The organism is Embleya sp. NPDC056575 (genome assembly GCF_042793325.1).
Classification (GTDB): Bacteria; Actinomycetota; Actinomycetes; order Streptomycetales; family Streptomycetaceae; genus Embleya.
Genome location: NZ_JBHTVA010000003.1, coordinates 141,188 through 165,994 on the forward strand (window position 1 = coordinate 141,188; position 24,807 = coordinate 165,994).

Annotated in this window: 27 protein-coding genes and 1 pseudogene; 21 read left to right on the forward strand and 7 right to left on the reverse strand. The window is 70.1% G+C overall.

Annotated elements, in window-relative coordinates; translation table 11 throughout:
• Window positions 1-43: 43 nt before the first annotated feature.
• Window positions 44-610, reverse strand: a complete 567-nt coding sequence (locus tag ACFRCG_RS03135) for a class I SAM-dependent methyltransferase (RefSeq protein WP_380028181.1) — start codon at window positions 608-610, stop codon at window positions 44-46.
• A 132-nt stretch (window positions 611-742) separates the two neighbouring features.
• On the opposite strand from ACFRCG_RS03135, the gene ACFRCG_RS03140 reads away from it, so the two are divergent.
• The 5 genes from ACFRCG_RS03140 to ACFRCG_RS03160 all read left to right on the forward strand — a co-directional run bounded on the left by ACFRCG_RS03140 (window position 743) and on the right by ACFRCG_RS03160 (window position 5,027).
• Complete coding sequence (locus ACFRCG_RS03140; protein ID WP_380028183.1) at window positions 743-2,017, forward strand: sensor histidine kinase; 1,275 nt, start codon at window positions 743-745, stop codon at window positions 2,015-2,017.
• Entirely contained in the window at window positions 2,014-2,724 is a 711-nt protein-coding gene (locus ACFRCG_RS03145) for a response regulator (RefSeq protein WP_380028185.1), read from the forward strand. Before ACFRCG_RS03140 ends, ACFRCG_RS03145 begins: the two co-directional genes overlap by 4 nt.
• Before the next feature lie 532 nt (window positions 2,725-3,256).
• On the forward strand, window positions 3,257-3,742 hold the full coding sequence (locus ACFRCG_RS03150) for a hypothetical protein (RefSeq protein WP_380028187.1): 486 nt from the start codon (window positions 3,257-3,259) through the stop codon (window positions 3,740-3,742).
• Between the two features lie 107 nt (window positions 3,743-3,849).
• The gene (locus ACFRCG_RS03155; protein WP_380028440.1) at window positions 3,850-4,362 is read left to right on the forward strand and encodes a molybdopterin-dependent oxidoreductase; all 513 of its coding nucleotides are present in this window, start codon (window positions 3,850-3,852) and stop codon (window positions 4,360-4,362) included.
• Between the two features lie 341 nt (window positions 4,363-4,703).
• Window positions 4,704-5,027, forward strand: a complete 324-nt coding sequence (locus ACFRCG_RS03160; RefSeq protein WP_380028189.1) for a hypothetical protein — start codon at window positions 4,704-4,706, stop codon at window positions 5,025-5,027.
• An 871-nt stretch (window positions 5,028-5,898) separates the two neighbouring features.
• Here the strand turns inward: ACFRCG_RS03160 and ACFRCG_RS03165 are convergent.
• Complete coding sequence (locus ACFRCG_RS03165) at window positions 5,899-6,315, reverse strand: tautomerase family protein (protein WP_380028192.1); 417 nt, start codon at window positions 6,313-6,315, stop codon at window positions 5,899-5,901.
• A gap of 79 nt (window positions 6,316-6,394) precedes the next feature.
• Here ACFRCG_RS03165 and ACFRCG_RS03170 point away from each other — a divergent pair, with 79 nt between their 5' ends.
• From ACFRCG_RS03170 to ACFRCG_RS03210, 9 genes are all read left to right on the forward strand, one after another.
• Complete coding sequence (locus tag ACFRCG_RS03170) at window positions 6,395-6,721, forward strand: ArsR/SmtB family transcription factor (RefSeq protein ID WP_380028442.1); 327 nt, start codon at window positions 6,395-6,397, stop codon at window positions 6,719-6,721.
• A 265-nt stretch (window positions 6,722-6,986) separates the two neighbouring features.
• Window positions 6,987-7,460, forward strand: coding sequence for a nuclear transport factor 2 family protein (locus tag ACFRCG_RS03175; protein ID WP_380028194.1), 474 nt, complete (start codon window positions 6,987-6,989; stop codon window positions 7,458-7,460).
• 306 nt (window positions 7,461-7,766) lie between these two features.
• Window positions 7,767-8,432 carry a GntR family transcriptional regulator gene (locus tag ACFRCG_RS03180; protein ID WP_380028196.1) on the forward strand — a complete coding sequence of 222 codons (666 nt, stop codon included), beginning with the start codon at window positions 7,767-7,769 and terminating at the stop codon, window positions 8,430-8,432.
• Window positions 8,432-9,271: a carbon-nitrogen family hydrolase gene (locus tag ACFRCG_RS03185; RefSeq protein WP_380028199.1), complete on the forward strand. Its 840-nt coding sequence runs from the start codon at window positions 8,432-8,434 to the stop codon at window positions 9,269-9,271. Before ACFRCG_RS03180 ends, ACFRCG_RS03185 begins: the two co-directional genes overlap by 1 nt.
• Window positions 9,268-11,430 carry a 4-hydroxyphenylacetate 3-hydroxylase N-terminal domain-containing protein gene (locus ACFRCG_RS03190; protein ID WP_380028201.1) on the forward strand — a complete coding sequence of 721 codons (2,163 nt, stop codon included), beginning with the start codon at window positions 9,268-9,270 and terminating at the stop codon, window positions 11,428-11,430. The genes ACFRCG_RS03185 and ACFRCG_RS03190 overlap by 4 nt, the downstream gene beginning before the upstream one ends.
• A complete protein-coding gene (locus tag ACFRCG_RS03195) occupies window positions 11,427-11,807 on the forward strand; it encodes a cupin domain-containing protein (protein ID WP_380028203.1) in 381 nt (126 codons plus the stop codon). The genes ACFRCG_RS03190 and ACFRCG_RS03195 overlap by 4 nt, the downstream gene beginning before the upstream one ends.
• Window positions 11,804-12,322 (forward strand): flavin reductase family protein, encoded by a 519-nt coding sequence (locus ACFRCG_RS03200; RefSeq protein WP_380028205.1) that lies wholly within the window; start codon window positions 11,804-11,806, stop codon window positions 12,320-12,322. Before ACFRCG_RS03195 ends, ACFRCG_RS03200 begins: the two co-directional genes overlap by 4 nt.
• Before the next feature lie 125 nt (window positions 12,323-12,447).
• Window positions 12,448-12,885, forward strand: coding sequence for a nuclear transport factor 2 family protein (locus tag ACFRCG_RS03205; RefSeq protein WP_380028207.1), 438 nt, complete (start codon window positions 12,448-12,450; stop codon window positions 12,883-12,885).
• A 10-nt stretch (window positions 12,886-12,895) separates the two neighbouring features.
• Window positions 12,896-13,651 carry an alpha/beta fold hydrolase gene (locus ACFRCG_RS03210; protein ID WP_380028209.1) on the forward strand — a complete coding sequence of 252 codons (756 nt, stop codon included), beginning with the start codon at window positions 12,896-12,898 and terminating at the stop codon, window positions 13,649-13,651.
• 338 nt (window positions 13,652-13,989) lie between these two features.
• Here the strand turns inward: ACFRCG_RS03210 and ACFRCG_RS03215 are convergent, their stop codons facing one another.
• A complete protein-coding gene (locus ACFRCG_RS03215) occupies window positions 13,990-15,336 on the reverse strand; it encodes a VWA domain-containing protein (protein ID WP_380028211.1) in 1,347 nt (448 codons plus the stop codon).
• 566 nt (window positions 15,337-15,902) lie between these two features.
• Between ACFRCG_RS03215 and ACFRCG_RS03220 the strand changes: the two genes are divergently transcribed.
• Entirely contained in the window at window positions 15,903-16,175 is a 273-nt protein-coding gene (locus tag ACFRCG_RS03220; RefSeq protein WP_380028213.1) for a hypothetical protein, read from the forward strand.
• A 176-nt stretch (window positions 16,176-16,351) separates the two neighbouring features.
• Here the strand turns inward: ACFRCG_RS03220 and ACFRCG_RS03225 are convergent.
• Window positions 16,352-16,555 (reverse strand): annotated as a pseudogene (locus ACFRCG_RS03225) (GNAT family N-acetyltransferase); the annotation flags it as partial.
• Between the two features lie 129 nt (window positions 16,556-16,684).
• Here ACFRCG_RS03225 and ACFRCG_RS03230 point away from each other — a divergent pair.
• Entirely contained in the window at window positions 16,685-16,930 is a 246-nt protein-coding gene (locus ACFRCG_RS03230; protein WP_380028216.1) for a hypothetical protein, read from the forward strand.
• Window positions 16,878-17,306, forward strand: a complete 429-nt coding sequence (locus ACFRCG_RS03235; protein WP_380028218.1) for a toxin Doc — start codon at window positions 16,878-16,880, stop codon at window positions 17,304-17,306. Before ACFRCG_RS03230 ends, ACFRCG_RS03235 begins: the two co-directional genes overlap by 53 nt.
• A 113-nt stretch (window positions 17,307-17,419) precedes the next feature.
• Here the strand turns inward: ACFRCG_RS03235 and ACFRCG_RS03240 are convergent, their stop codons facing one another.
• Window positions 17,420-18,187 carry a MerR family transcriptional regulator gene (locus tag ACFRCG_RS03240; protein WP_380028220.1) on the reverse strand — a complete coding sequence of 256 codons (768 nt, stop codon included), beginning with the start codon at window positions 18,185-18,187 and terminating at the stop codon, window positions 17,420-17,422.
• Window positions 18,188-18,629: 442 nt separating this feature from the next.
• On the opposite strand from ACFRCG_RS03240, the gene ACFRCG_RS03245 reads away from it, so the two are divergent.
• The 3 genes from ACFRCG_RS03245 (at window position 18,630) to ACFRCG_RS03255 (ending at window position 21,452) form a co-directional block, all read left to right on the forward strand.
• A complete protein-coding gene (locus ACFRCG_RS03245; RefSeq protein ID WP_380028222.1) occupies window positions 18,630-20,273 on the forward strand; it encodes a GMC oxidoreductase in 1,644 nt (547 codons plus the stop codon).
• Window positions 20,274-20,449: 176 nt separating this feature from the next.
• Window positions 20,450-20,803 (forward strand): hypothetical protein, encoded by a 354-nt coding sequence (locus ACFRCG_RS03250; protein ID WP_380028224.1) that lies wholly within the window; start codon window positions 20,450-20,452, stop codon window positions 20,801-20,803.
• A 166-nt stretch (window positions 20,804-20,969) separates the two neighbouring features.
• On the forward strand, window positions 20,970-21,452 hold the full coding sequence (locus ACFRCG_RS03255) for a hypothetical protein (protein WP_380028226.1): 483 nt from the start codon (window positions 20,970-20,972) through the stop codon (window positions 21,450-21,452).
• Between the two features lie 60 nt (window positions 21,453-21,512).
• Here the strand turns inward: ACFRCG_RS03255 and ACFRCG_RS03260 are convergent, their stop codons facing one another.
• Together ACFRCG_RS03260 and ACFRCG_RS03265 are read right to left on the reverse strand one after the other, a co-directional pair.
• The gene (locus tag ACFRCG_RS03260; RefSeq protein WP_380028228.1) at window positions 21,513-22,346 is read right to left on the reverse strand and encodes a hypothetical protein; all 834 of its coding nucleotides are present in this window, start codon (window positions 22,344-22,346) and stop codon (window positions 21,513-21,515) included.
• Between the two features lie 651 nt (window positions 22,347-22,997).
• Window positions 22,998-23,351 carry a GlsB/YeaQ/YmgE family stress response membrane protein gene (locus ACFRCG_RS03265; protein ID WP_380028229.1) on the reverse strand — a complete coding sequence of 118 codons (354 nt, stop codon included), beginning with the start codon at window positions 23,349-23,351 and terminating at the stop codon, window positions 22,998-23,000.
• Between the two features lie 678 nt (window positions 23,352-24,029).
• On the opposite strand from ACFRCG_RS03265, the gene ACFRCG_RS03270 reads away from it, so the two are divergent.
• Complete coding sequence (locus ACFRCG_RS03270; protein WP_380028231.1) at window positions 24,030-24,803, forward strand: hypothetical protein; 774 nt, start codon at window positions 24,030-24,032, stop codon at window positions 24,801-24,803.
• The last annotated feature ends 4 nt before the right edge of the window (window positions 24,804-24,807 follow it).

The following is a 24,807-nucleotide window of genomic DNA, read 5'->3' on the forward strand; positions in this document are numbered from 1 at the left end:
TGGTTCCCGGTCTCGGGCCTCGCTCTCGCGGGCCTGCTCGCGGTCATGGCCTCCGGGTGGCCCTGTGCACGAAAGCGGGCGGGAGGTTCGCCCACACCGCCTTCGAGCGCTCCAACCGGTCGAAACGGCGGGCCAGTTCGGCGGTGAAGTGACGGGCCGGCGGAGTCCGGGCCGTGTGCAGATAGGCGAAGGTGGTGAACCGGCCGCCGGGCGCGAGGACTTCGGTCACGGCATCCAGGATGTGCCCGCGCCGGTCCTGCGACATGACCGTCCACGGCAGCCCGGAGACCACCGCGTCGACCGGTTCGCCCACTGCGGCGGCCAGCCCGGCGGCCGAACCCTGGACCACGGTCAGCCGGCTGTCGCGCCGGGTGGCCGACAACCGTACGGCGAGCACCGGGTTGAGCTCGACCGCGACGAGCCGTGCGTCGGGGGCAAGCCGAGCGAGGATCGCGTCGGTGAACACCCCGGTCCCGGGACCGAGTTCGGCGACGAGCCGGGCCCGCTCCAGGCCGATGCCCTCGGTCATCGCGTACGCCAGCCGCCGTGAACTGGCCGCCACGGCGCCGGTCATGAGGGGACGCCTGAGGAACTCGGTGGTGATCGACATGGCGGCCATGCTGGAAGCGCCCCGGGTAGCCGCACGTCGTATCCCCGGCCGGTGTCCGTACGACTGCGGGAGGACCCCGTGACGCCCGCCAGGATGATGCCGGGGAACGGGCCCCGACCATAGCGTGAGGCGGTGCAACGGCTGATCGAGACCCTGCTTCGCCTGCGGCGCGAACATTCGTGGCCGGCGGACGTCCTGTTGCTCGTGCTGGTGGCCGTGCCCCCGGTGATCCGCCGGCAGCCGGGCTGGCAACCGGTCTGGGTACAGACGTGCGTCTACGTCGCCTTTGTGCTGCCCCTGCTCTGGCGCCGCCGCCGGCCGGTCCTCGTCGCGGCCGTGGTGACGGCCGCGTTCTGGGCGCAGTACCTCGGACACGTGTGGGGACAGGAACCGGGACGCGGCGCCGTCGCACTGGCCGCGGTCCTGGCCACCCTCACGGTACGCGGCCTGCGCCGGGTCGCCGCGGCGACGGTGCTCTGCGCCGCCGGCTGTGTCGTGCTGTGGATTCCCGCCTGGCAGCGGGACTACGGGGGCCCGGGCACCCGGGGGGCCTGGCTCACCCCGCTCGCGGTGGGGCTCCTGCTGGCCGGGGCCTGGGTGTTCGGCGAGTACGTCCGTGCCCGGCGCGCCTATATCGCCGAGTTCGAGCGGCGGGCCGCGCTCGCCGAGTCGGAGCGCCTCGCGCTGGCCCGGGTCGCCGTCGCCGAGGAACGGGCGCGCATCGCCCGCGAGATCCACGACGTCCTCGCGCACAGTGTGAGCGTGATGGTGCTGAGCGCGGAGGGCGGCAGGATGATGCGGCACGCCGACCCCACGGTCGTCGACCGTACCCTCGGTGTCATCAGCGCGACCGGCCGCGAGGCACTGGACGAACTGCGCCGGCTGCTGGAGGTACTGCGCACCTCCGACACGGACACCCCGGCCGGCGGCCCAGGCCCCGGGCCGGATCACGGTGGGGCCGGTACGTCCCTTTCGGCGGATCTGCGGCGGCTGGTCGGGCGCCTCAACACGAGCGGCGCCCGCGCCCGGCTGGATCTTCGTGGAGAGGATGGCGGTCTTCCGGCGGATCTCACCGCGCAGACGTACCGCATCGTGCAGGAGGCTCTCACCAACGTCGTCAAGCACGCACCGCCGGATGCCACGATCCACGTACGGGTCGACACCGGTACCGAGGGGCCCGAGCGGCTGGTCCGCGTCCGGGTGGAGAATTCGGCCGGAGCCGGAAGGGAAGCAGCCCCGAAGCACCCCACCCCGCTGCTCCTTTCCGGTCACGGGCTCACCGGCATGCGCGAACGCACCGCCCTGTACGGCGGGAGCGTCGACGCCGGACCCACGCCCGACGGCGGCTACCGGGTCACCGCCACCCTGCGCCCCACCGAGCCCGAGTCCGTCACGGCGACCCCATGATCGACCCGACCCCGACCCCGACCCCGACCCCGGCTCCCGCTCCGGCATTGTCCCGGGTGCTGATCTGCGACGACCAGGAGCTGATCCGGATGGGCCTGCGCATGGTCATCGACAGCCAGCCCGACCTCACCGTGGTGGGCGAAGCCGCCGACGGCCACGCGGCAATCACGGGCGTGGCCGCCCTGGAGCCGGACCTCGTCCTGATGGACGTACGCATGCCCGGCATGGACGGGCTCGCCGCAACCGAACACCTCTGCGCACAGCCCCATGGACCCCGGATCCTCGTCGTCACCACCTTCGACCTCGACGAGTACGCCTACGCCGCTCTGCGCGCCGGCGCGAACGGCTTCCTCGTCAAGGACGCCCTCGCCGAGGAGATCCTGGTCACCGTCCGCGCGGTGCTGCGGGGAGAGGTCATGGTGGCGCCCTCACTCACCCGGCGCCTGGTCGAACGCTTCGTCCGGCACGCCCCCGCGTCCGCGCCCGCCCAGCGCGAACTCCTGGCCGCACTCACCGACCGGGAACGGGAAGTCCTCGTCCTGATCGCCCGGGGACTGGCCAACGGCGAGATCGCCGACCGGCTCTTCGTGGGAGAGACGACCGTCAAAACCCACCTCGGCCGCATCCTGACCAAACTCGGCCTCCGCGACCGCATCCACGCAGTGATCTTCGCCTACGAGAGCGGGCTGATACGGGCCGGGGACTGAACAGCGACGGGCACGGCGCCAGGCGAAGCCCGGAGGGCGGGCTCGCATGAGTGGCGCCACGCGCGGCTTGCGAACCCGACCGGGCCGATCGACGTCCGACCGAGCCCCCCGCCGCCCTGGACGGCACGGTGGCCCCGGACCGGCGTCGCGAAGGCATCGGCGGTGCGCTCCCGGCCTGGCAGGAGGTGCGCGGCCGGCAACATCCCGCGGCCTGCGACGCCGCCCTGCCCGGGTGGCTCGCCCGACGCTCCCGACACGCTCGACGGCGAATGTGTCGTCGGCTTCGTCTTCGTCGACGTGGCCCCGGACGAATGGCCCTTGCATGGCGGCCCGTTCGGATACATCACGGCCTTCGGCGTGCGCCGCGAGGCCCGCGGACTCGACGTCGACGCCGACAGTCCCACCGGCGCCGTCGGCCCGTACCGAAGCCTCGGGTTCGCCGTCACCGACCGCTCGATCACTCTCGTAGAACGCTTTCGACCACCTCGACAGCACGAACCACCCCGACCGACACCACAACCGGAAAGCCGACGTGTTCCCGTCCACCATCACCGACTTCTGGCGGATCCCCGCGCCCACGAGTCGCCTTCCGCACGCCGACGACACCCTCGACGAGGACGAACGGCTCGGCGTCCTGACCACCATCGAGGGCACGACCCGCGTGCTGCTCACCCCGGCGGTCGCGTCGACGCTCGGCCTGGACGGCGTCCGGCCGGTCGACGAGGCGGCGCTACGGGAACGACTGGCGGCGTCCGACATCACGCTGAACGGGGCCGACAACCTGTTCTACTTCACCACCGAAGCCCGACGATGCCTCGGTGCGCCCGCTCACCGACGCCGACGCGGCGGCGTTCGCCCGGTTCGAGGAGGCCGCGTCGGAACAGGACCTCGACGACGCGTACGTCGAACTGGACCACCGGGCCGTGTACGGCGCCTGGGATCGTCGCGCGGCGGAATGGCCGCGATGGGGTCCCGCCTCTGGTCGGAGAAGCAACTGCCAGGAGAATTGCCCTTCTAAAGAGCCATGAGCAAGGAGAAATGGCCTTCGACGGCGCATCTGCGCTTCGGGTGTCGAGTCGTTGGGCATGCTTGCGAGGACGACGAAGTGCCGACCGTGTGGAGGCGATGTCGATGGGCCGGCTCGGCGTGCCGATACCCACCAAACCGTTTCGGCTGCGCGGGAACCTGCACCGACCCGTCGCGGTCACGGTCGCCGAGCTCCGGGAGAAATGGACACAGCACCACACGGTGGTGACGTTCGACTGCGCGACGAGCGGACCGCAACGGCACACCTTCGACGGTCCGCTCCTGCGGGAGGTCGTCACCGCCGCCGGTCCGACCTTCGACGCCCGGTGGCGTAAGGACCGGTCCCGCTACGTCCTTGTGATATCCGGCGGCGACGGCCATCATACAGTGTTGTCCTGGGCGGAGATCGACGCCGATTTCGGTGACGCCCCGGTACTCCTGGCCACCGCGATGGACGGCCGGGCGTTGGACGTTCACGGCACCCAACTCGTCGTCCCGTCCGACCGGTGCGGCGCGCGCTACGTCAGCGCCGTCACCGACATCTGGCTCGGCCCGTGCGTGCCGACTCCGTGCCTCGCCGTCGAAGGCTGCGAGATCATCCTCACTCCCTGACGCGACGCACACGCGTGCACGGCGGCGAGTACGGTCCGCCGCCGGGCCCGGCTCGGGCGCTCCAACCGCCGATGTCGACGGGCGCGTCCCAGGGCCTCGCCGTTCTCTCGGCCGAACGCCGAAGGAGACCCCGCTCGCCTCGCTGCGCCGGCCCTACCGTGGGCACGCCCGGGAGCCGGCGCGGCGAGTTCAGGCAGCGATAGACGAACTCCTTTATGTTTCAACGTACTTCCCCCCGTATTAGGTCACATGGATCATGCCCGATCCCGTTCAATCTGATTGTCGGGTCGTTCGATCCGGCGGCCGACATCCGTCGGTCGTTTCCCCCGGAAGGAAGGTCCATGAACCACAAGCTTCGCGCGGTGTCGGGAGTCCTGGCGTTCGGCCTGGCCCTCGGCGCGCTCTCCGCCGTCGCTCCGGCCGTCGCCGCGCCCACCACGTCGCCCGCCGCGTCGACCGACACGAGCCGGTCCGCGCCGGACGACTTCCAGTGGCGGTACAAGCGGGCGTTCTCGTCCACGTCCGCCTGCGAGCAGTACGCCGTAGGCCTGTTGAACAACCCCCACTACAAGGCGTACGCCTGCCGCCCGCGATGGGACCAGCCCGGCGTCGAGCTCTGGATCCTGTCGGACGTCCCGCTCCCGTTCGCGGTTTCGCCCCACTAGGAATCCGCAGCGACGCTCCCGCTGTCGTTTCGAGTGCCGGCGCGTCCCGCACCTGGACGTGAACAACGCGGCGGGCGGCAATTTCCGCCCCGCACGTCAAGTGATCGTATGATCGCGCAACCGCGTGATCGAGTGAGCTATTCGTCGAACCATCGGAATTCGAGCGGTTCATCGAGACGATCCACCGCACACCGTCAGCCTCCCGGCCGACCGTCCGCATGTCGGTCCGCGCACGGAGGTGTTCCGCCGCCGACGCCGTCACGCCCTTCGCGATGGCCCGGCGGGGGGACACCGCGCGCCGTTCCGTGCATCCGACCGACGCAGGTCCGTGACCCGGGCGGCTGTGGGTGAGGATCTCCCGTACGGCACGTCGGCGCGCCGGTTCGTCCGGCGGCCGGCAGCGGTGACAGGGTCCGGGTGGTGACGGTCGTGTCGTCGGCGAAGCGCCCGGAGCGGACCTTGCCCCTGAACGGTCGCGGTCGGTGTGTACAGCCGGGCCCGCGAGGCAATCGACGCCCTGGTTCGTGGCATCAACACCGATCTGGTCCCGCTGATCGCCGACCTGTACGCCCCGTGACGACGAACAGCCGCCGCGCCACCCGTACGTGAATGCCGGGGCACACGGCGTGCCCACACCGGCATCGCGGCCGGGCCTGTTGCGCTTCGACGGGCGCCCATCGTGACATCCTGCGCACCGCCTTCGAGGCCGGATAGCCGACCTTTTCGCCGACGGCGACACCGCCGCCGGAACCGAGAGTCGACCCGGGATCCTCGCGTCGCCACCTCCCGACTCCGGCAACTCGCCCTGACCGACGAACAATTCCGCGAGACGCACGAGGCGCCTCCGCGCCGGCCATTTGGTGCCGGCGGCTCACGTGGACTGTGGGTCTCCCGTCCCGGCGACAGACTGCAAGTCGACCAGTTGTGCCTGGCCGTCGCCCGCCGACCAACCGTCGAGAGCATTCTCGGTCAGTGTGACGAACACGTCGCCGGCGCGTACGCCGACCTCGGTCAGGTTTGCCGCGATGCGTCGATACAGGTCCAGCTTGAGTTCCCGAGGTCGTCCGGTCACCAGGGTGATCTGTACGTAGACGATGTCCTCACGAGCCACGTCGAGGTAGCTCGGATGAAAGATCAACTCGTCCGGGCCGTGCGGGGTGACGATCTGGAAACGGTCCTCGGCCGGGATGCCGATGGCGTCGACGAGAGCCCGGTGGACGCCGTCGGCAATGGCACGGCGCATGGCGGGCGGTCGAGTTGAGGCGAGGTCGATACGCACCAGGGGCATGGATCGCTCATTTCCATCAGAGGTCGTACGGTAGGCTGAAGTGTACGACGTTGATCGAACACTTTGCCAAGGATGTCGATTGTCCCTACGCTCCAGTCGACTCACGCACACCGATCCGGCCTCGGTTTCCCTCCAGGACGCGCTCGACGCGTTGAGCGATCCCGTACGCCGCGCGATCCTGAGGGAGCTCGCGGCCACGCCGGATTGGGAACGCGCATGTGGCACATTCGACTTGCCCGTCACGAAAGCGACGCGCAGCCATCACTTCGCGGTCCTGCGCGCAGCCGGCCTGGTGGAGCAGCGGGACGAGGGGTCGCGGCGCCTCAATCGGCTGCGTCGTCCCGAATTCGACATCCGATTTCCGGGTCTCCTGGATCTGATCCTCCGCGAGCCGCCGCCCTCGTGAGGCACGAGACGCGCGCGGACTGGGAGCGATGCTCGACGTACTCCGCGTGGTGTGCCCGCGGGCACGGACCCGCGACCCGCGGCACCGGGGTACGCGGGGTGGAAGCGCCGGCGACGCGCAACCGCGCTCGACGACCGAGGCGACACGGCGCAGTACGCCCGTCGGGACATCGGACCTCGGCCGTGTCCGGACGGCGTGCACGTGGAAACGACACCGATTCGCTACGCTGGGTGTCCGGATGATCCCACGCGGTCAGGTGAGTCTCTTGGTCGAACGTTCTCACCCGCTCGCTCCGCACGAGCGGCAGGCACTCGTCGATCTGTTGACGTGGTTCGACTATTGCCTGGATACGAAGGATTTCGAGGGTTACGCCCGGTGCTTCACTCCCGATGGCGTGTTGTCGCTGCCGTCGGGCGAGGTTCGGGCCCCCGACGTGGCGGAGTTCGTGCGTCGGGATCTGGGGCGCTTCGACCGCACCCACCACATGACCGGCAATCACATCTTCGAGACGGGGGGCAAGGGTGTCCGGCTGCGAGCCAACCTGCTCGCCGTCCACCGCCACGGCGCCGATACCCGGAGCCACTGGGACGTGGGGGCGGTGTATCACTGCGTGTGCGAACACACCGACGACGGCTGGCGGTTCGCGCGCGTCGAGTTGAAGGTCGTCTGGGAGAACGGCCGGGCGGACCCCGCCTCCCGAATGGCCGGCCCCGCCCATCAACAAGATGGGGATCACTGAACCCGGCAGCGCGCCCGCACTCACGGGACCGTCCCCGCCCCGCCGCTGCGCCATGGGGGCTGTGTCCCGGTCCTGTCGGGTCGTTTCGATCCGCCGGCGGACCCGGTGGTGGATGAGTCGAACCGGCGAGCCGTCCCGCTCTTCCCGATCGCCGCCCGGTGACTGGTGGAGCGGATCGCCGCCGGTGACGTCGTGCTCTCGTCGCGGATCGCCGAGGCGCCGGGCACAGGTCCGGTCGGAACCCGCCGAATCCCGCTGTCGACACGGGGTCTTGACGCTGGCACACAGCTTGCATACATTCGGTCTATGAGTGGAGCGCAAACGACGACGCGGGCCGCATCCGCGCAGATGGTGGCCTATGAATGGCTTAAACAACACATCTCCAGCATTCCCCGCACCGACAGTGTGTTCTTGTCGGAATCGGAGATCGCCGCCGCGACGCAGACATCCCGCACACCGGTGCGCGAAGCCCTGTTGCGGCTGGACACCGAGGGGTTCGTACAGATCATTCCCAAGCGGGGAATCCTGGTGCCGGCGATCTCCGACCCCGAGGTCAACGCCGCCATGGAGGCCCGACAACTGCTGGAGGACTGGTGCGTCCGCCGCTCCGCCGCGGTCGCCGAACTGCTCGTGCCCGATCTCGAGAAGCTGCTGACCGAACAGGCCGGGCTCATCGACGACCCCCGGCGGTTCATCGAGGCCGACCGCGCCTTCCACCGGGTGATCGTGGCCCAGGCGGGCAATCCGGTCGTCACGGGTTTCTACGAATCGTTGCGCGAGCGCCAGGTACGGATGGGTCTGTCGGCGCTCGCCGGCACCGAGGGCAGGCCCGCCGTCGTCCTGGACGAGCACCGGGCGATCGTCGAGGCGCTGCGTGGCGGCGACCCCGAAGCCGCGGCGACCGCGCTGCGGACACACCTGGCCAGCACGCTTCGCACGCTGAACCTGCTGCCCTCCCACGGGAGGCGTTGATGCGTGTCGCCCTGCTCCAGGTGGCCAGTCCCGACGACGAGTCGCCGGCGGATCGCCTCGCCCGCGTCGGCCGCACCGTCCTGGCCGAACGGGCCCTGCGCGGAACCGATCTGCTGATCCTTCCGGAGATGTGGACGGCCGGATATTTCTCCTTCGAGCACTACGCGTCCCGCGCCGAACCCTTCGAGGGCCCCACTCTGGCCGCCGCGCGGCGGTGGGCGGGCGAGATCGGCGTCGGGATCCACCTCGGCAGCTTCGTCGAGGTCGACGAACACGGCCGGCTGTACAACACCTCGGCCGTCGTCGGCCCCGACGGAACGGTCGAGAACACCTACCGCAAGGTCCACCTGTTCGGCTACGGGTCCCGCGAGTCCACGCTGCTCACACCCGGGACCACCATCGGCACCAGCGACGTGGCCGGGCTCGCCACGGGCATCACCACCTGCTACGACCTGCGGTTCCCCGAGCTGTACCGCAGCCTCGTCGACGCGGGCGCGCGGCAGGTGGCGGTCTGCGCCGCGTGGCCGAAGGCCCGGCTGGAGCACTGGCGGCTGTTCACGACCGTGCGCGCCGTCGAGGAGCAGATGTACGTCGTCGCCTGCAACGCGGTGGGTGAGCAGTCCGGTGTCGCGCTCGGCGGACACAGCCGGGTGGTGGATCCCAGCGGCCGGGTCGTGGTCGAGGCGGGCGAGAACGAGGGCTTCACTTTCGCCGACCTCGACCCCGGGCTCCCCGAGCGTGCGCGCGCCGATTTCCCCGCCCTGACGGACCGTCGTTGGACGGGCTCCGCCGACCGGCCCGATTCCGCCGCCCCGAGCGCGGCGAAGGAGCACACATGACCCGCACCGCCCCGCGGCTGCGACTACGCACCACCGACGGCGCGCTCGTCGAGGTCGCCCCGACCCGGCTGGTGGTGGCCGGCTACACCGGTCGGGACACCACCGCGGTCCGGCACCACATAGCGGAACTCGCCGCGATCGGCGTACCCGAACCCGAGTCGATCCCCGCCTTCTACGACATCGACCCCGACCGACTGAGCACGCACCCGGACGTCGTGGTCGACGGCGCCCGTACCTCCGGCGAGATCGAGCCCGTGCTGATCCGCGCCGACGGCCGCCACTACCTGACCGTGGGGTCCGACCACACCGACCGCGAACTCGAGACCCTCGACATCCGCGCGTCCAAGGCCGCCTGTCCCAAACCGCTCGCGACCACCGTCGTCGACCTCGGCACCGACCCCGGCGCCGTCGACTGGGACGCCATCGTCGCCCGCAGTTGGGTGGACGGCGACCTCTACCAGGAAGGCACCCTGGCGCAACTCCTGCCGATCGCCGAGGTGTCGGCCGCGTGGACGCACGACGCCCCCGCCGACGACACCCTCGTCCTGTTCGGCGGCACGATGCCGTTGCGCGACGGAACGTTTCGCTACGGCCGCACGTGGCGCATGCGCCTGGATGTCCCCGGCCACGCCCCGATCGAATTCAGCTACGACACCCGTGTGAGGAGTTCCCGCATGCGCTCCGGAACCCAATATCTGGCCTCTCTCGACGACGGACGTCGGGTGATCGTCGACGGAACCCCAGTCGCGCACGTGGCCGACCATCCGGCCTTCGCCCCCATCGCCCGCACCGTGGGCGAACTCCTCGACCTGGCCGCCGACCCGGCCAACGGCATGCAAGCCCCCGATGCCGAGACCGGCCGGCCGGTGAACCGGCTGTTCCTGCCGCCGCGCAGCGCCGAGGAACTGCGCGCGTGGCGCGACGCCGCCCAGGTGTGGGCCGACCACACGAGCGGCTGGGTGGGCCGCTCGCCCGACCACGTCGGGGCGTTCGTCGCGGCGTTCGCCGCCCACCCCGAGGCGTTCGCCGACGAACGCGGCCTGGCGGCGAACGTGACCGCGTTCCACCGGCGGATCGTCGAGAACGATCTGTACGTTTCCTACGCGATCATCCCGCCGCAGGCCTCCCGGGCCACCGCCACGCAGGCGTGGGAGGGGGACTTCGTCCAGGTGGGGGTGAAGGAGGAACGCGAGGACGGCATCGTCGTGCGCGGCGCGCAGATGCTGGCCACCGGTGGCGCGGTGGCCGACGAGATCCTGGTGTCCTGCATCAAGCCGCTGCGCCCCGAGGACACCGACTTCGCCGTCTCGTTCACGGTGCCGGTCGGCGCCGCCGGGCTCACCCTGTACTGCCGTCGGCCCTACGCCCCGGGCGCCACCGACGAGTTCGACTACCCGCTGAGTACCCGATACGACGAAACCGACGCCCTGCTCGTGTTCGACGACGTGTTCGTCCCATGGGAGAACGTGTTCGTCTACAAGGACGTCCCCGGCCTGCGCAGGCAGTTCTTCGACACCGCGGCGCACGTGTTGGGCAACTGGCAGGCGCAGATCCGCTTCGCCACCAAGCTCCGCTTCCTCGCCGGCCTGGCTCGCAAGGTGGCCGCGGTCAACGGCGTGGACACCTTCCCCGGTGTCGTCGAGAAGCTGGGCGAACTCGCGGGCCTGGTCTCCGTGGTCGAGTCCGGCGTACTCGCCGCCGAACACACCGCCGCGGCCGACGCGCAGGGCCTGTTCCGACCGGGCGCGCAGGCGCTGTACGGCGCCATGGGCCTACAGGCCGAGATCCACCCGCGCGTGATCAACATCCTGCGCGACCTCGTTGGCGGCGGCGTGCTGCAAGTCCCCTCCAGCGTCGCCGAGTTGGTCAACGCGGACACTGCCGGGGACATGGAGCGCTACGTGAGCGGCCCCGACATCTCCGCGATCGAGCGGGTCAAGCTGTTCAAGCTGGTCTGGGACGCGATCGGCAGCGAGTTCGCCGGGCGACACCAGCAGTACGAACTCTTCTACGCCGGCGCGCCCTTCGTGGTGAAGGGATACGCGTTCCGCAACTTCGACTACGCCGGCCCGGTCCGCGCCGTCGAGAAGTTCCTGGCGTCCTACGGTGTGCCGGCCCCGGCCGCCGCCGGCACGAGTTCCACCGAGGCGGTCGCGTGAACAAGCCCGAACTGGAGTTCTTCCCCGTGCGGGACGTGGAGTTCACCGTCTGCCCCGGGGGCGACCCGCTCATCACCGAGCGAATCCTCGCGCGCGACCCGGAAACCGGTGTCGCCACCCGGATCCTGCGCTACGCGCCCGGCGCCGACTCCACCCCGATGGGGGTCCAGCGGCACGACTTCTGGGAGGAGGTCTACATCCTCGAGGGTTCCTTCGTGGACCTGACGCTGGGCGAGACGTTCACCGCCGGCCGATACGCGTGCCGGCCACCGGGCATGCCGCACGGCCCCTGGCGCTCCGACGAGGGGGTGCTTACGTTCGAGGTCCGCTACCCGGCCTCGCAAGAGCCGAAGCCGAGACCCGAGGAGGGACCATGACCATGACACCCTCGCTCGTCGACCCGACGACCATGCGCCGGGCCATGGGCACCTTCGCCACCGGCGTCGCGGTGATCTCCACCGAGGAGGACGGGCGCCCGCACGGCATGACCGTCAACTCGCTGACCTCGGTCTCACTGGAACCCCCGCTGCTGCTGGTCTGCTTCAACCACGGCGCGCGCAGCGCCGACGCGGTGGCGGCCTCCGGCAGGTTCGTGGTCAACATCCTCTCCGACCGGCAGCAGGACATCGCCCTGCGCTTCGCCCGCCGCGGGGAGGACCACTTCGCCGGACTCGCCCCGGAATACGGCACCCACCGGGTGCCCGTCGTCCCGAACGCGCTGGCGCACCTCGAGTGCGACGTGGAGCGGATGATCGACGCCGGGGATCACGTGATCGTGCTCGGCGCGGTGATCGACACGTGTGTTCGCCCGGGCGACGCGCTCGGCTTCCACGGCGGCAGGTTCGCCGACGTCGTTCCGCACGACCGCGAGCCCGAGCACTGGTTCTTCTGAGAACCGTCCGGGGCACGAATCCCACCCCGGCACCGCCTCCGGTCGCCGACGACCACGAACACGATCCGCCGCACACCATCCCGGGCCGCACCGTTCGTGCCGCCCACCCCGGAAAGGAGTACCCGATGCCCCTGTCCGTCGAGGACAAGCTCGCCATTCAGGAACTGTCACACGCGCAGATGCGCTGCCTCGATGCGCACGACGTGGACGGCTGGGTCGGATGCTGGGTGCCCGATGGGCGGTTCACCGCCACCTACGGCACGTTCACCGGCCACGACGCCATCAGGGAGTTCATCGTCGGCCACATCGCGGCCGGCAAGGAGGACGGCGCCCGGCACGTGATGACCAACCACGTCGTCGAGGGCGACGGCGACCGCGCCGCCTCGTACAGCCTGGTCGTGAAGGTCCAGGTCGAGAAGGCCCCGCACATCATCGCCACGGGCGTCTACAACGACGTCGCCGTGCGCACCCCGGAGGGCTGGCGGTACGAGTCCCGCCGACTCGACATCGACAACGGCGTCTTCGCGGCCGCTGCCGCCGTTGCCGCCGCCGAGCAGGATTGAGGGCCGACCCGTGAGCGTCCTCGCAGTCGAACGGTGGGGGGACACCGGGCCGCCGGTCGTCCTCGTCCACGGCAGTCTGAACTCCGCCGCGGCCGCCTTCGCCGAACAAAGGGTCCTCGGCGACCGGTACCGGCTCATCGCCCCCTACCGGCGCGGCTATCGGCCGAGTCCGCCGACCGACCGGGTCGACCCCGATCGCGACGCGGCCGACATCGTCGAACTCCTCGGCTCCGGCGCACATCTGGTCGGCACGTCCATGGGCGGGGTGGTCGCCATGCGCGCGGCGGCGCTGGCCCCCGACCGGGTGTGGTCGCTCACCGTGGTCGAACCACCGGCCATGCCGAACGGCGCGGGTCGGCCCGCGGCCGACGAACTTGCAACGGCGATGCGGGAATACTGGGGCCGAGCCGATCCCGACGACCTCGAGTCCTTCGCGGCGGGGTTCCTCCGAGTGCTGAACGTGTCCATGACGTTGTCCTCGCCGCTGCCGGAGCCCTTCGCCGAGGCGATCCGCAACCTCACCACCGAACGCCCCTGGCTCACGGGAGCCCCGGCCGCCGAACTGGCCGCCACCACCTTCCCGAAGCTCGTGGTCACCGGGGGCGGCACACCGGGATTCGAGGACGTCGCCGACGCTCTGGCCGAGCAACTCGCGGCCAAGCGTGTCCTGTTCGACGGCAGCCCGCACGCGGTACAGCGCATCGGGAAGCCGTTCAACACCGAACTCCTGGCCCACCTGACCGCAACCGGCGAGCCGAGCCCCTGATCGAGAGCGACACGCCGAACCCGCGGCCCCGACGCATGACGGCGTCGGGGCCGCAGGCGCACGAGCCCGCGCGAAAGACGACGTTGAAGTCGGAGCGGCCGTCGTCGGAGCCCGACCATCGCCCGACAAACCCTGGCACCGCTCGTAACCCCCTGACATCCCACCGAGTCGCAACCCCGGCAGCCCGGCGAGCAGGACCGACCACCGCGCCTCCCACCCCGAGCTCGGACCGGGTATCCACCGCCCGGATCCGCCGATGATCACGATTCCTGGAAGTGGCCGGCCGGCCGATGCGAGCGACGTTCGGATCGCTTGGGTCGCTGTGGCCCGGCGACCGCTCAGAGCACGTTCTTGCGCCGCGCCGCGGTGATCCACGTCGGGAACTCGGAAAGCAGTCGGTCGTACAGCTCCTGGTCGGGGACTTCGCCGATGTCGTCCACGGCGAAGAAGCCGACGTTGTCGACCCGGCGCCCGCGCATCGTGTCGAGACGCCTCAGGATGCCGTAGTCCGCGTTGCCGAGCCCCACGAACTGCCAGAACGCCGGTTCCTTGGACGCGTCCTTGAGTTCACGCTTGATCTGGTCGTCGCAGTAGACGCCGCCGTCGGAGAAGAACAGCACCAACGTGGGGATCGCCGAGGGATTCTCCCGCAGATAGGTGCGGACCTCGGCGATCACCTTGTGCTCTTCGTTGCCGTAGCCGACCGCCGTCATGTCGACCTGGCTCGGCAACAGCCCCTGTTCGGGCTTGTCCATGCCCGGACGTACATGCAGCCGCAGCCATTCGGGCATGTCACCCACACGTAGGTCCGGCAGGCGTGCCGGGCGCGAGGCGAACGTCCACGCCTGCATCACCCCGTCGTCCTCGAGCTTCGCCGCCACGGCCGCCATGCGCTCCACCACGTCGGCGACGACACCCCGTGAATAGAGCCCATCCATGGAACCGGACGAGTCCATGACCAGGATCACCCGCGCGGCGATCCCTTCCGCGCCCTGCTTCCGCAGGCTCACGGCCACCTGCTCCTTGCGCAGTGAAAGACGCTCGCGCATCTGCGCGGGCAGCGCCTCCTCGCCCTTCCCGACCGGCACGACGGCGGGCGCGGTGGCCGGCGGCGTCGGACCCGGCTGCGCGGTCATCGGGTCCGCCGCCGGTTCGTCGTGCACCGCGATGCCGAAATCCGCGGCCAACCCGGCCAGCCCGGAGGCGTACCCCTGTCCGACGGCGCGGAACTTCCAACGATCTCCGTGTCGGTACAACTCGCCGCCGACGAAGGCGGTCTCGACCCCGGCGGTCATGTCGAAGCGCGCGATCTCGGCCGCCGTCGCCGCGTCCAGCACCCGCAGGCACAGGTCCGGCACCTGGCCGAAGGTGCCGCCGTCGGCCGACGCGCACAGCACGACCCGGTGTATCGCCTCTTCCACGAGCGCGAGATCCACGACGATCGCATCGACGACGCCCTCGGCGGCGACGTCCCTGCCCAGGTGCGCCACCGCGCCGGACGGGTGTCGAGCCTGGTTGTAGAAGACGAAGTCGGCGTCACCGCGCACGTGTCCGACGTCGGTGAGCAGCAGCGCCGACGCGTCGACGTCCGGCACGCCGGTCCGCGCGGACCACGACAGCTCCACGCGAACCCGCGTGGACTCGATACGCAGGTTGGCGCCTTGGCTCAAAGATGGCGATGTCATGGCGTAATCTTGCCGAAGACCGATCGTCGCGCCACAACCCGGGTCACCCGGACCGGCGTTCCCCGCACTCGGGCGCCCGCATCGTCGAGTGGTTCGCGGTGTCCGACCATCGGTACGACACCCACGGCGACGTCCACGGCACCGGGAGCGTGCCCCACACCGGTCCGAACCGCGCGATCCACGCGGGCTGTCGCGTGGGCCGCCGAAGTTCGGATCGCCGATCGGGCGCCGTTCGGGCGGGACCTTGGCCGGCCGGCCCTTCCCCTCGGGGCGTCGGCCGCACGCCCCGCATCATCGGCAGGGACATCCTTTCCAGGCACACCCGATTGCTCGGGACCAGTGATCATCGACCGCCCTGCCCGGGCACGACGGTGCAGACCACGTGCGGGCGGTTCCCGAAACGGCTGTGGCGGGTACGCCGTGGCGGACCCTGCGCGTGCTTGTCCCGGGTCGGCGCGACGGCCTACCGTGACGGGTGGGTCGGTGTGGGGTCGGCCCTTTCGGCCGCCCGAACGCGGCGGCGGCATCGCTTTGTTCGCGTCCATGACCGAAAGAGCAGGTGACCCGTGCGCTTGTCCCATCGGATCGCCGCCACAACCGGCGTCCTGGCCCTCACCCTCGGCGGCCTCGCCGCCGCCGCACCCACCGCACAGGCCACTCCGGCCCAGTGCGTGTCGTATCTCGCCGTACGGGGATACACCTCGATGATCAACGCGAGCGCCTGCGCGCTCGGCGCCAACGGCACGCCGGGCACCTACAACTGCGCGACCCTGCTCATCGGCGCGGAGGGCGTCCCCCGCGAGACCGCCCTGTGGGCCTGCACGATCGCGGGGCGATAGATTCCGTCGAACCCGCGTGACGCACGACGGCGCCGTACGCGCAGGGCCACCGCGGTCGGGGCGGTCACCCGAGGTCCGACTACCGCATGGAATAAGGCCGTTGCCGATCGACGGCGGCGCACCACCAGCGTGCCCGCGCCCAGCATCGACACACCGGCCGCACGCGCGGGCCGCGCGAGGCCGGGGCGCCACCCGGGGACCGCGGGCATCGCGCGTTCGAGCTCGTCGCGCGGTCGAGCGCCACCGACGTAGGCGCCCACCTCCCGCGACGCGAACAACTCGATGAACGCCGCACGGTCCCGGGCCGCGGATTCGCGGAGCACGAGCCGTGCGGTCTCCATCGGTGTGGGTGGCCAGGCGACGGGACCGACTCCGGTCATGGGTGGCAACCTGTCTCACGCGCAACAGAGCGCGCGGCCCCTGTGTGCACAGGTGCTCGGGGTACCGACAACCATAGCCTCTCACCTGCGTTTCTTCCTTTCCCGGTACCCCAGCCGTATGCTGAGGCCATGCCCGCATTGAACATCGATTTCACCGACGAGGAACTCGCCGAACTGCGCGAGACGGCCAAGGCCCGCGGCGTCACCCTCAAGAGCCTGGTCCACGAGGCCGTCACCGAGGACTTGGCGCAGCGCCGCGCGCTGGCCTCGATGACCGCGGTCCTGCGCGCTTTCGCCGCCGAGCACACGGCCGCGTTCGACGATGCGTTCCCCGACGACGCCCCCACCGGGGCCCGTCGACGCGGGGCGGCCTGACCCGGTGATCCTGCACATCGACCTGCGCTGGCTCCTCGAGCGCCAAACCGACGTCCTGCCCGAGGGGCCCGACGTCCACGACTACTCCGGCCTGGTCGCGGCCGTCGCCCGCCACCGCGTCAACACCCCCCGCCTGGGCGAGGATGCCGACCCCGCCTGGCGCGCCGCGTCGCTCATGCACACCCTGATCCGGCTGAGCCCCCTGCCCGCGCGAAACGCCTTGTTCGCGTGCGGTGTCGCCGTCGCCTACATGGCCGCCTCGGACCAAGGCGTCGATCCGCCGTACGGCGCGCTCGTCGATCTCGCCCGCGCCGTCGACACCGGCAAGGCCGACGTGTACACCATCGCCGACCACCTGCGCTCCTGGCGCATCTGACCCGCCCCCGACGCGTGCGGGCGTCGATCAGCGATACGCATACGGATCCGTCGCTTCATCGGCAGACCCCTCGGCGCACATGAGAATGCGGGGGCGACCACGGCGGGCGCAGGTCAGGTTGAGCCGTGGCGAGCACGGTCCAGATAGTCGGCCAGCGCTCGCCAGTCGTCGGCCGGAGCACCGGGGTCTCCCGACATGGCGGCCGGATCATCGTGCCAGGCGGCCCTGACGCCGGCGGAGATACCCGCGTCGCCGCCGGTGAACAACGCGCTCAGCTCATCCATCCGGGCCACCAGCCGGCGGACCTTGTGATCAGTGGCAGGAGTGCCGGCCGCACGGAGTCGTTCGGCTCTTCGGTACAACTCGGGCCACTCGACTTCGAGCAGGTAATGCGTCGCGGGCCCCAGGGCGCCGGTACGCGTCCGCAGGACCCGTATCTCGTCGGCGTCCAGATGGCGGCCCAGCGTGTGCTCGCCCTCCGGACCGGTGCCGCCGAGCGCCCGCAGCGCATCGAGCAGAGCCGTGGCCGCCGGAGCCTCGTCGGCCGACAACTCCTCACCGAGTCGCACGAGCCGCTCGCGCAGGACACCGAGCGCTTCGATGGAGGTCTCCACACCCGCCAAGTGATCCCGGACCAGCCGCAGCGGATCGACACCCGCGTCGAGACAGACGGCGATGGAGTCCAGCGCCAGCCCCAGACTCCGCAGCGCCAACACGTGATAGAGACGAACGAGGTCGTCCTCGGTGTATTCCCTGTGTCCTCCCGTGGTGCGCTGTGAGGGACTGAGCAGACCGATGGTGTCCCAGTGGTGCAGCGTGCGCACGGTCAGACCGCTGGACTCCGCGAGTCGGCCTACTTTCCAGGTTGCAGAAGTGGTCATGGAGCCACAATGCATCCTCCCGTCGCGTGAGGTTCAAGCCATGGCGGCGCCCTTTCCACTTCAGCCCCCTGACGCAATTCGCGGTCGAGCGCCCCGGACGTCCGTCCTGGCCCGGTCGGTTGCTCGGTATGCGCCTGAACTCCCGACAGCGGTAACCCTTCACGACCCGCGATCGTCGAACCGACCCCGAGTGCGGGGGACGACCCCTCGGCCGGGGTTCCCCCGCGCCCGGCGTGGCCGCTTGTGCGCCCGTCTGCCCAACCGTCTCCGGGCCGTCCGCACAGCCGCTTGCGTGACCACCGATCGACGCTGCGCGACCCGTGGGCAAGTACTGGGCAAGTACCCGGGATCGCCCACATGTTACTCACGAGTATGCCGTGACTTGTCACGCGATCACGCCTAGAACTTGTTCTCACTCTCCCCCCAGAGTGAGGAACGTCACATGAGCGATTCCGCCATGCACAGAAACAGTTCCCAGGGTTTCTCGCGCCGCGCTTTCATTACTGGAACCGGTTCCATCCTCGGCGCCGCGGCCCTCGCCGGTCGCGCCGGCGCGGCCCAGCCGACGGCGGCTGCCGCCGCCGCCTCGATCCCCTCCGGGGCAAACGTCCCGGCCCTGGTGATCGGCACCGGATACGGCGGCTGTGTCGCCGCACTGCGTCTGGCCCAGGCGGGCGTCGACGTGCACATGATCGAGATGGGCATGTCCTGGGACACCCCCGGCCCGGACGGCAAGATCTTCGCCAACACCACCTCCCCCGACGCCCGTTCCTTCTGGCTCCGCACCAAGACCAAGCAACCGCTGAGCAACTTCCTCGGCTTCCCCATCGACCGGGACATCCCCAAGTACACCGGCATCCTGGACGCCGAGGAGTTCGCCGGCATCACCGTCTACCAGGGTCGAGGCGTCGGCGGCGGCTCGCTGGTGAACGGCGGCATGGCGGTGACCCCCAAGCGGGAGAACTTCGGCGCCATCCTGCCCTCGGTGAACGTCGACGAGATGTACGACACCTACTACCCGCGCGCCAACGCCGGTCTGGGCGTAGCCACCATCGACCCGGCCTGGTTCGACACCACCGCCTGCTACCAGTACGCCAGGGTCGGCCGCAAGCACGCCCAGCGCTCCGGCTTCCCATTCGTATTCGTGCCCACCGTGTACGACTGGGACTACATGAAGCAGGAGGCCGCCGGAGCCGTCCCCAAGTCCGCGCTGGCCGGTGAGATCCTCTACGGCAACAACTACGGCAAGAAGTCCCTGCAGAAGACCTACCTCGCCCGGATCAAGGACACCGGTCGGGTCACCATCTCCTCGCTGCACAAGGTCACTTCGGTCACCCCGGCGGCCGGCGGCGGCTACACCGTGGTGATCGACCAGACCGACACCGGCGGTGCCACCACCCTCACCAAGACCGTCACCGCCGCCAAGGTCTTCTTCGCCGCGGGCAGCGTCGGAACCAGCAAACTGCTGGTCCGGCTCAAGGCCACCGGAGCACTGCCCGCGCTGAACGGCGAGATCGGCCAGGGCTGGGGCGACAACGGCAACGTGATGTGCGGCCGGGCCAACCACCTGTGGGACCCCACCGGTTCCCTCCAGTCGTCCATCCCCACCGGCGGCATCGACAACTGGAACGCCGGCGGCGCGTTCGCCGAAGTCGCCCCGTTGCCCACCGGCATCGAGACCTACGCGTCGTTCTACCTGTCGATCACCAAGAACCCGAACCGCGCGCGGTTCTCCTGGAACGCCGCGACGGGCAAGGTCGAGTTGAACTGGCAGACCTCCTGGAAACAACCGTCCATCGACATGGCCAAGACCATCTTCGACAAGATCAACGCGAAGGAGGGGACGATCTACCGGACCGACCTCTTCGGGACCTACAAGATCTGGGGCGACCACCTCACGTATCACCCGCTCGGCGGCGCGGTGTTGACCAAGGCCACCGACAACTACGGCCGCCTGCACGGATATTCCGGCCTGTATGTGATCGACGGCGCGCTGATCCCCGGCAACACCAGCGTCAACCCGTTCGTCACCATCACCGCCCTCGCCGAACGCAACATCGAGAAGATCATCGCCACCGACCTGTGAAACCGCCCTGACCGCGCGCCCCGGTGAGCCTCACCACCCCCGGTGCGAGCGCGATTCCGGGGCCGGCCGGACCCTCCGGCCGGCCCCGGGCCGCACGCCGCGCCTTCGACATCGCGGCGCACCCCGCCACGCGGCGTCATGTGTATGTCCGTGGGCGGGGTGCTGCGGAGATACTCGTGGTCGTTGTCGATTCGGCTTTCCGGGGCGGGGGATTCGTGGTCGAGTTGCGTTGCGTGGTGGTTCGACGGGTGGACGACGAGCCGTTTCCCGGGTGGGTGGAGGCCGGGTTCACGGACGCGGTGGGACATCGCTGGTCGTTGTTGGACAAGCCCTCGATTTTCGCGGCGACGGGTGGGCTCGGTCCGGATTCGGCCTATCCGGTGGAGGCCGCCGTCGCATGCGTGGTCCGGGAAGGCCGCGAGTCGCCGCAGGACGGCGGCACGGTGACCGTCTCGACCTCGCCCCATGGAGTGGCGACGCCGGACGGGCGGGACGGGTTCACGGCGCGACGGAACCAACTCGTCGACTGAGCACGAGCTACGTCCGGTGCGGTTGCCTCGGTGGGGCGCCGTCGGGGAGGAGCGCGCGCATGCGGTCTTCCGCAGACGCCAGTGCCCTGTTCAGGTCGCGGCGCGGCGGTTCGGGGATTGCTTTCCCGTCCAGTCCCGAGGCGCGGACCGTCTCGGTCAGCAGTCGGTGTTCGCAGGCGCGGGGCCGCGGTCGGAGGCGATCAACGCCGCGGCGGCTCCGGAGGAGTTGTACGAACCGGTGTGCTCCGACTGGCTGTTCCGGATGCCGAGCCTGCGTGTGGCCGAGATGTGGATCGCCGGTGGCGGTCGGGCGCACGTGTACGAACCGACCTGGCCGGCGCCGGGCATGGGCGGAGTCCTCGGCGCGTGTCACGGCCTCGACGTAGTCGGCAACCTGGATCGGGGCCAACCCGCCACGCTGTTCGGCGCGGGCCCGACCGAGGAGGTGGCGGCGCTGTCGGTTCACATGCGCGCCGCCTGGATGGCGTTCGCCGCACGCGGCGACCCGGGATGGCCGGCGTACGAGCCGAAGCGGCGTCGGACGCGGATCTTCGCCGCCCGGCCGACGGTGGACCGCTGTCCGAAGGCGGCGTCTCGCCGGATCCGGGTGGGGCAGCCGCTGTCGGCGTTCACGCTGCTGGAGAGGTAGGAGGCGGTCATTGCCGTCGGGCTCGGGCTCGCCGGCGGTGGTGCGGTGGCGCGGTGGGGGTCAGTGCGAGGCGCGGCGTCGGCGCAGGACCACGACCGCCGCGATGGCGCCGATGGCCAGGGCCGCGATGCCGACCCTGGCGGCGATCTTCGCGGTGTCGCCTCCGCCGTCGGCCGTGCCGCCCGGGGATGGTGAGGCCCCGGACGGTCGGGTGGATCCGGCGGGCGGTGCCGAGGACGGGGCGCGCGGCGCCGCGCCCGGATCGGTGGCCGCCGACGGATCGGGGCCGGTGTCGGTTTCCGGGTTCGGCGTCGATCCGTCGACGGGGACGACTGTCAGGTCGCAGGGCGGGGTCCTCGTTTGCCAGGTCCACTCGCCGGTGACGATATGCGCCCAATAGACCACCAGGACGCCACCCGGCGGGAACTTCGCCTCCGCGTCGAACGCCAGACGTACGTCGATGGTGAGCGTCGCGCCGCTCGCCAGGTGCCACGGGGTGGACCACCTGCCGGGGCCGGGAGGGATGTCGTCCGGTTTCGGGATCAGGATCTCGAAGCCTGCGGCTACCAAGGGCATCGGGAGCCATTCCCCGGTCTCCGGACTGCGGTATTCCAGCGTCGCGTGGCGGGCCGGCTCCTTGCCGGAGGCCCAGTCCGTGACCTCGACATAGTGCACGAAGGGGAGTTCGCGCGGCGTGTCGTTGGTGATCGACACCTTCAAGGTTCGGGCCTCGCCGCTGGCGGTGAACTCGTCCGGAAGCCCGACGACTTCGGAGGTCGGGGGGAACGCGCACACCCGTTCCGGATCGGCCGAGGCCACAGGTGCCCCGACGATCCACGCGCAGCAGGTCACGATGGCGACGACGGTCGCGGAGAGCAGGCGGTGCAGGCGCATGGGCGGTCTTTCTGCGTGGCGTGCACCGAGGTGTACCACGCAACCGCCGGCCCCGGAAAGCGCGGCCGGCGCGGGCCGGCGACCGGATCGGGCCGACCGGATCGGAACGGTCGAGATTGGAGCAAATTCGACTGAAATCGACCGAGTCTTCTTTCCGAGGGATGAATCGGTCGGTGCCATCGTCAGTCCGAAGTCGGTGAGCAAACCAGCCCTCCAGTCGCCGCCCGAGCTGCTGGTCGACGTCCTTCCACCCCGTCGCGCGCGCCATGGCGCCGAGGGTGTCGTGCATCCGAGCAGGCTCTCGGTACCCGCTGTCGGACCATGTGGCTTTCGCGTTCGATGTGAACGCGAGCGCCCCTCGGTACTCGGCTTTCCAGAGGTCCCAGCACCGGGAGAAGTCCCGGGCGGTCGCTGCGCACACGTGGGGCGGACCGCAGGCTTCGGCCCGGCCGTCGGCAGCGTGAGGACGACGCTGCCGTCCCCGGTGTCGACGCCGACCCGGGCGACCGGATCCGCCAGGGCAGTCGAGAGTCCGTGTCGCCGTTCGGCCCCGGTCGGTCCCTTCGATCGACCAGGCGTCGGGAGGCCGACGGATCTGGTACCACCTCCCACTCCCGGTGGTGCATTCACCTCGTGGTGGTGGCGCGGAGGTCATCGGAGGCGGCCCTCCGGCCCCCGGGTCTTCCTCATGTACCCCGTGGCCAGTGCGACCAGGACCGCCGACACGGAAATGCTGATGATGCACCGGATCCAGTCCACGCCGCTGGTGTCCTCGACGCCCAGGCCGTTCGCGATGGCATAACCGACCAGCGTGCCGATGACGCCGATCGGAATGGTCGCAAGCACTCCGATGTGTTGCTTGCCGGGCAGGAACAGCCGGGCCAATGCCCCGATGACGAAGCCCGCGATGATCAGCCATATGAGGGCGCCGATGCCTATCTCAGCCTCCTGAGGTGTCCCTCTGGAATTCTTCCAAAAATGGACTAATAAGCCTGATTTATACATTTCTTGCGCTCCGTTCGACCGGTCGGCTCGGACTGCGCGCGCCGTGATGACGCAGGGGGCCAAGGAGCGCCAAGTGGCTCGATCGAGCCGACGTTGCCTCCGAGATGAGAGGAATCGCGATGTGCCGGATGCCCCGGGGGCGAAGGCGGCTGATACCGGCACGCGGGTCGGCATGGCGCCCGTGGCATTCGCTGCTCGCCGGGTTCGAATCGGTCGCCGTCGTCGTTGTTTTCGTTCTCGTCGGCGATCCTGGCGAACCGGTCCAACGAGCATGGCCGAATCGACGACGGGCCGTGGGGATCGGGAGTGAGCGCTGTTCGCCGACCTGCCGATCCGGGCGACGCCTACGGCTCGCTGTCACCGGCGTGTTCGACGTCTACGCAGGGCAGGGTGATGCCGCAGTCGGCGTGCCATGTTCAACGGCAAACAACGGCAAACAGGCGGTCGGGATCGTCGCCCCACCGGTCCTCGGTCGCGTGGAAGCGGCAAGCAGAAGGTGCTCGGCCGGGGGCGGCCCGCAAGTGGAGCGGGAAGCCCGACACCCCCCGACCGTCTCGATGGGAACCCGATGGTGCGGTGCCTCGATGGCGCGGGGAGGCGTGCTCGCCGAATCGCGTCGCGGGGAGCACAACTCTCCAGCCATGATGTACGGAGTTGTCGTGGGGGAGAGCGATCGTAGTGGCGGAGTTGCGGGCGACGCGGGAACTACTGGACAGGTATGCCGCCGCCCCGACGGAGGTGACGTGGCAGTGGGAGTCGCGCGTCGTGGACGTGGTGCTGCGGTACGGGTCCCGATTCGACGCGGAGGTGCTGCTCCCGGTGTTCCTGGGCGATCCCGAGGCGCGCGAGGAGTTGGTTCCGGTCTTCGCCCGGCACGGAGACGTCGCGATGGCCGAGTGCCTGCTGGAGGCGAGTGTGGAGGCCGGCAGGTTGCGTGACGGAGTGCCGACCGAGGTGCTTCACGCCGTCGGCTATCTCGGGTACGAACCGGCCGAGCGGCTGTTGTGGGACCACGTGGAGGGTTCGTACCACGAGGCGAAAGACGCGTGCCTGGGGTTGTTGCACCTGTCCTGCCGGGGATTGCGGCACGAGATCGCGGAGGCGCTGGAGCGGCATTTCGGCGAAAACCTGTTCCCCGAGTTCCTGCCGGTACTGGCGACGAAGACGGGCGACCCGTCGTGGTTGCGAAGGCTCGTCGAGTGGGGTGAAGGCGGTGCGTCGACGGACTGCAACGGCGGGCTGATTCTCGGCACAGCGCTGCATGGCGACGCCGCACGCGACGAGTTCACCCGACTGCTGTGGAATCCGTGGTGGGAGGCCCATAGCAGTGCCACCGGTTCGGTTCGGTGGGCCTATGCGGGCGCGCGTGTATTGGGCTTGGGCATGCCGGATCTCTACGCCGATCTGGTCGCCCGGTTGAAGTCCGGTGCGGAGCCCGAGAACAACGAGTGAGGTG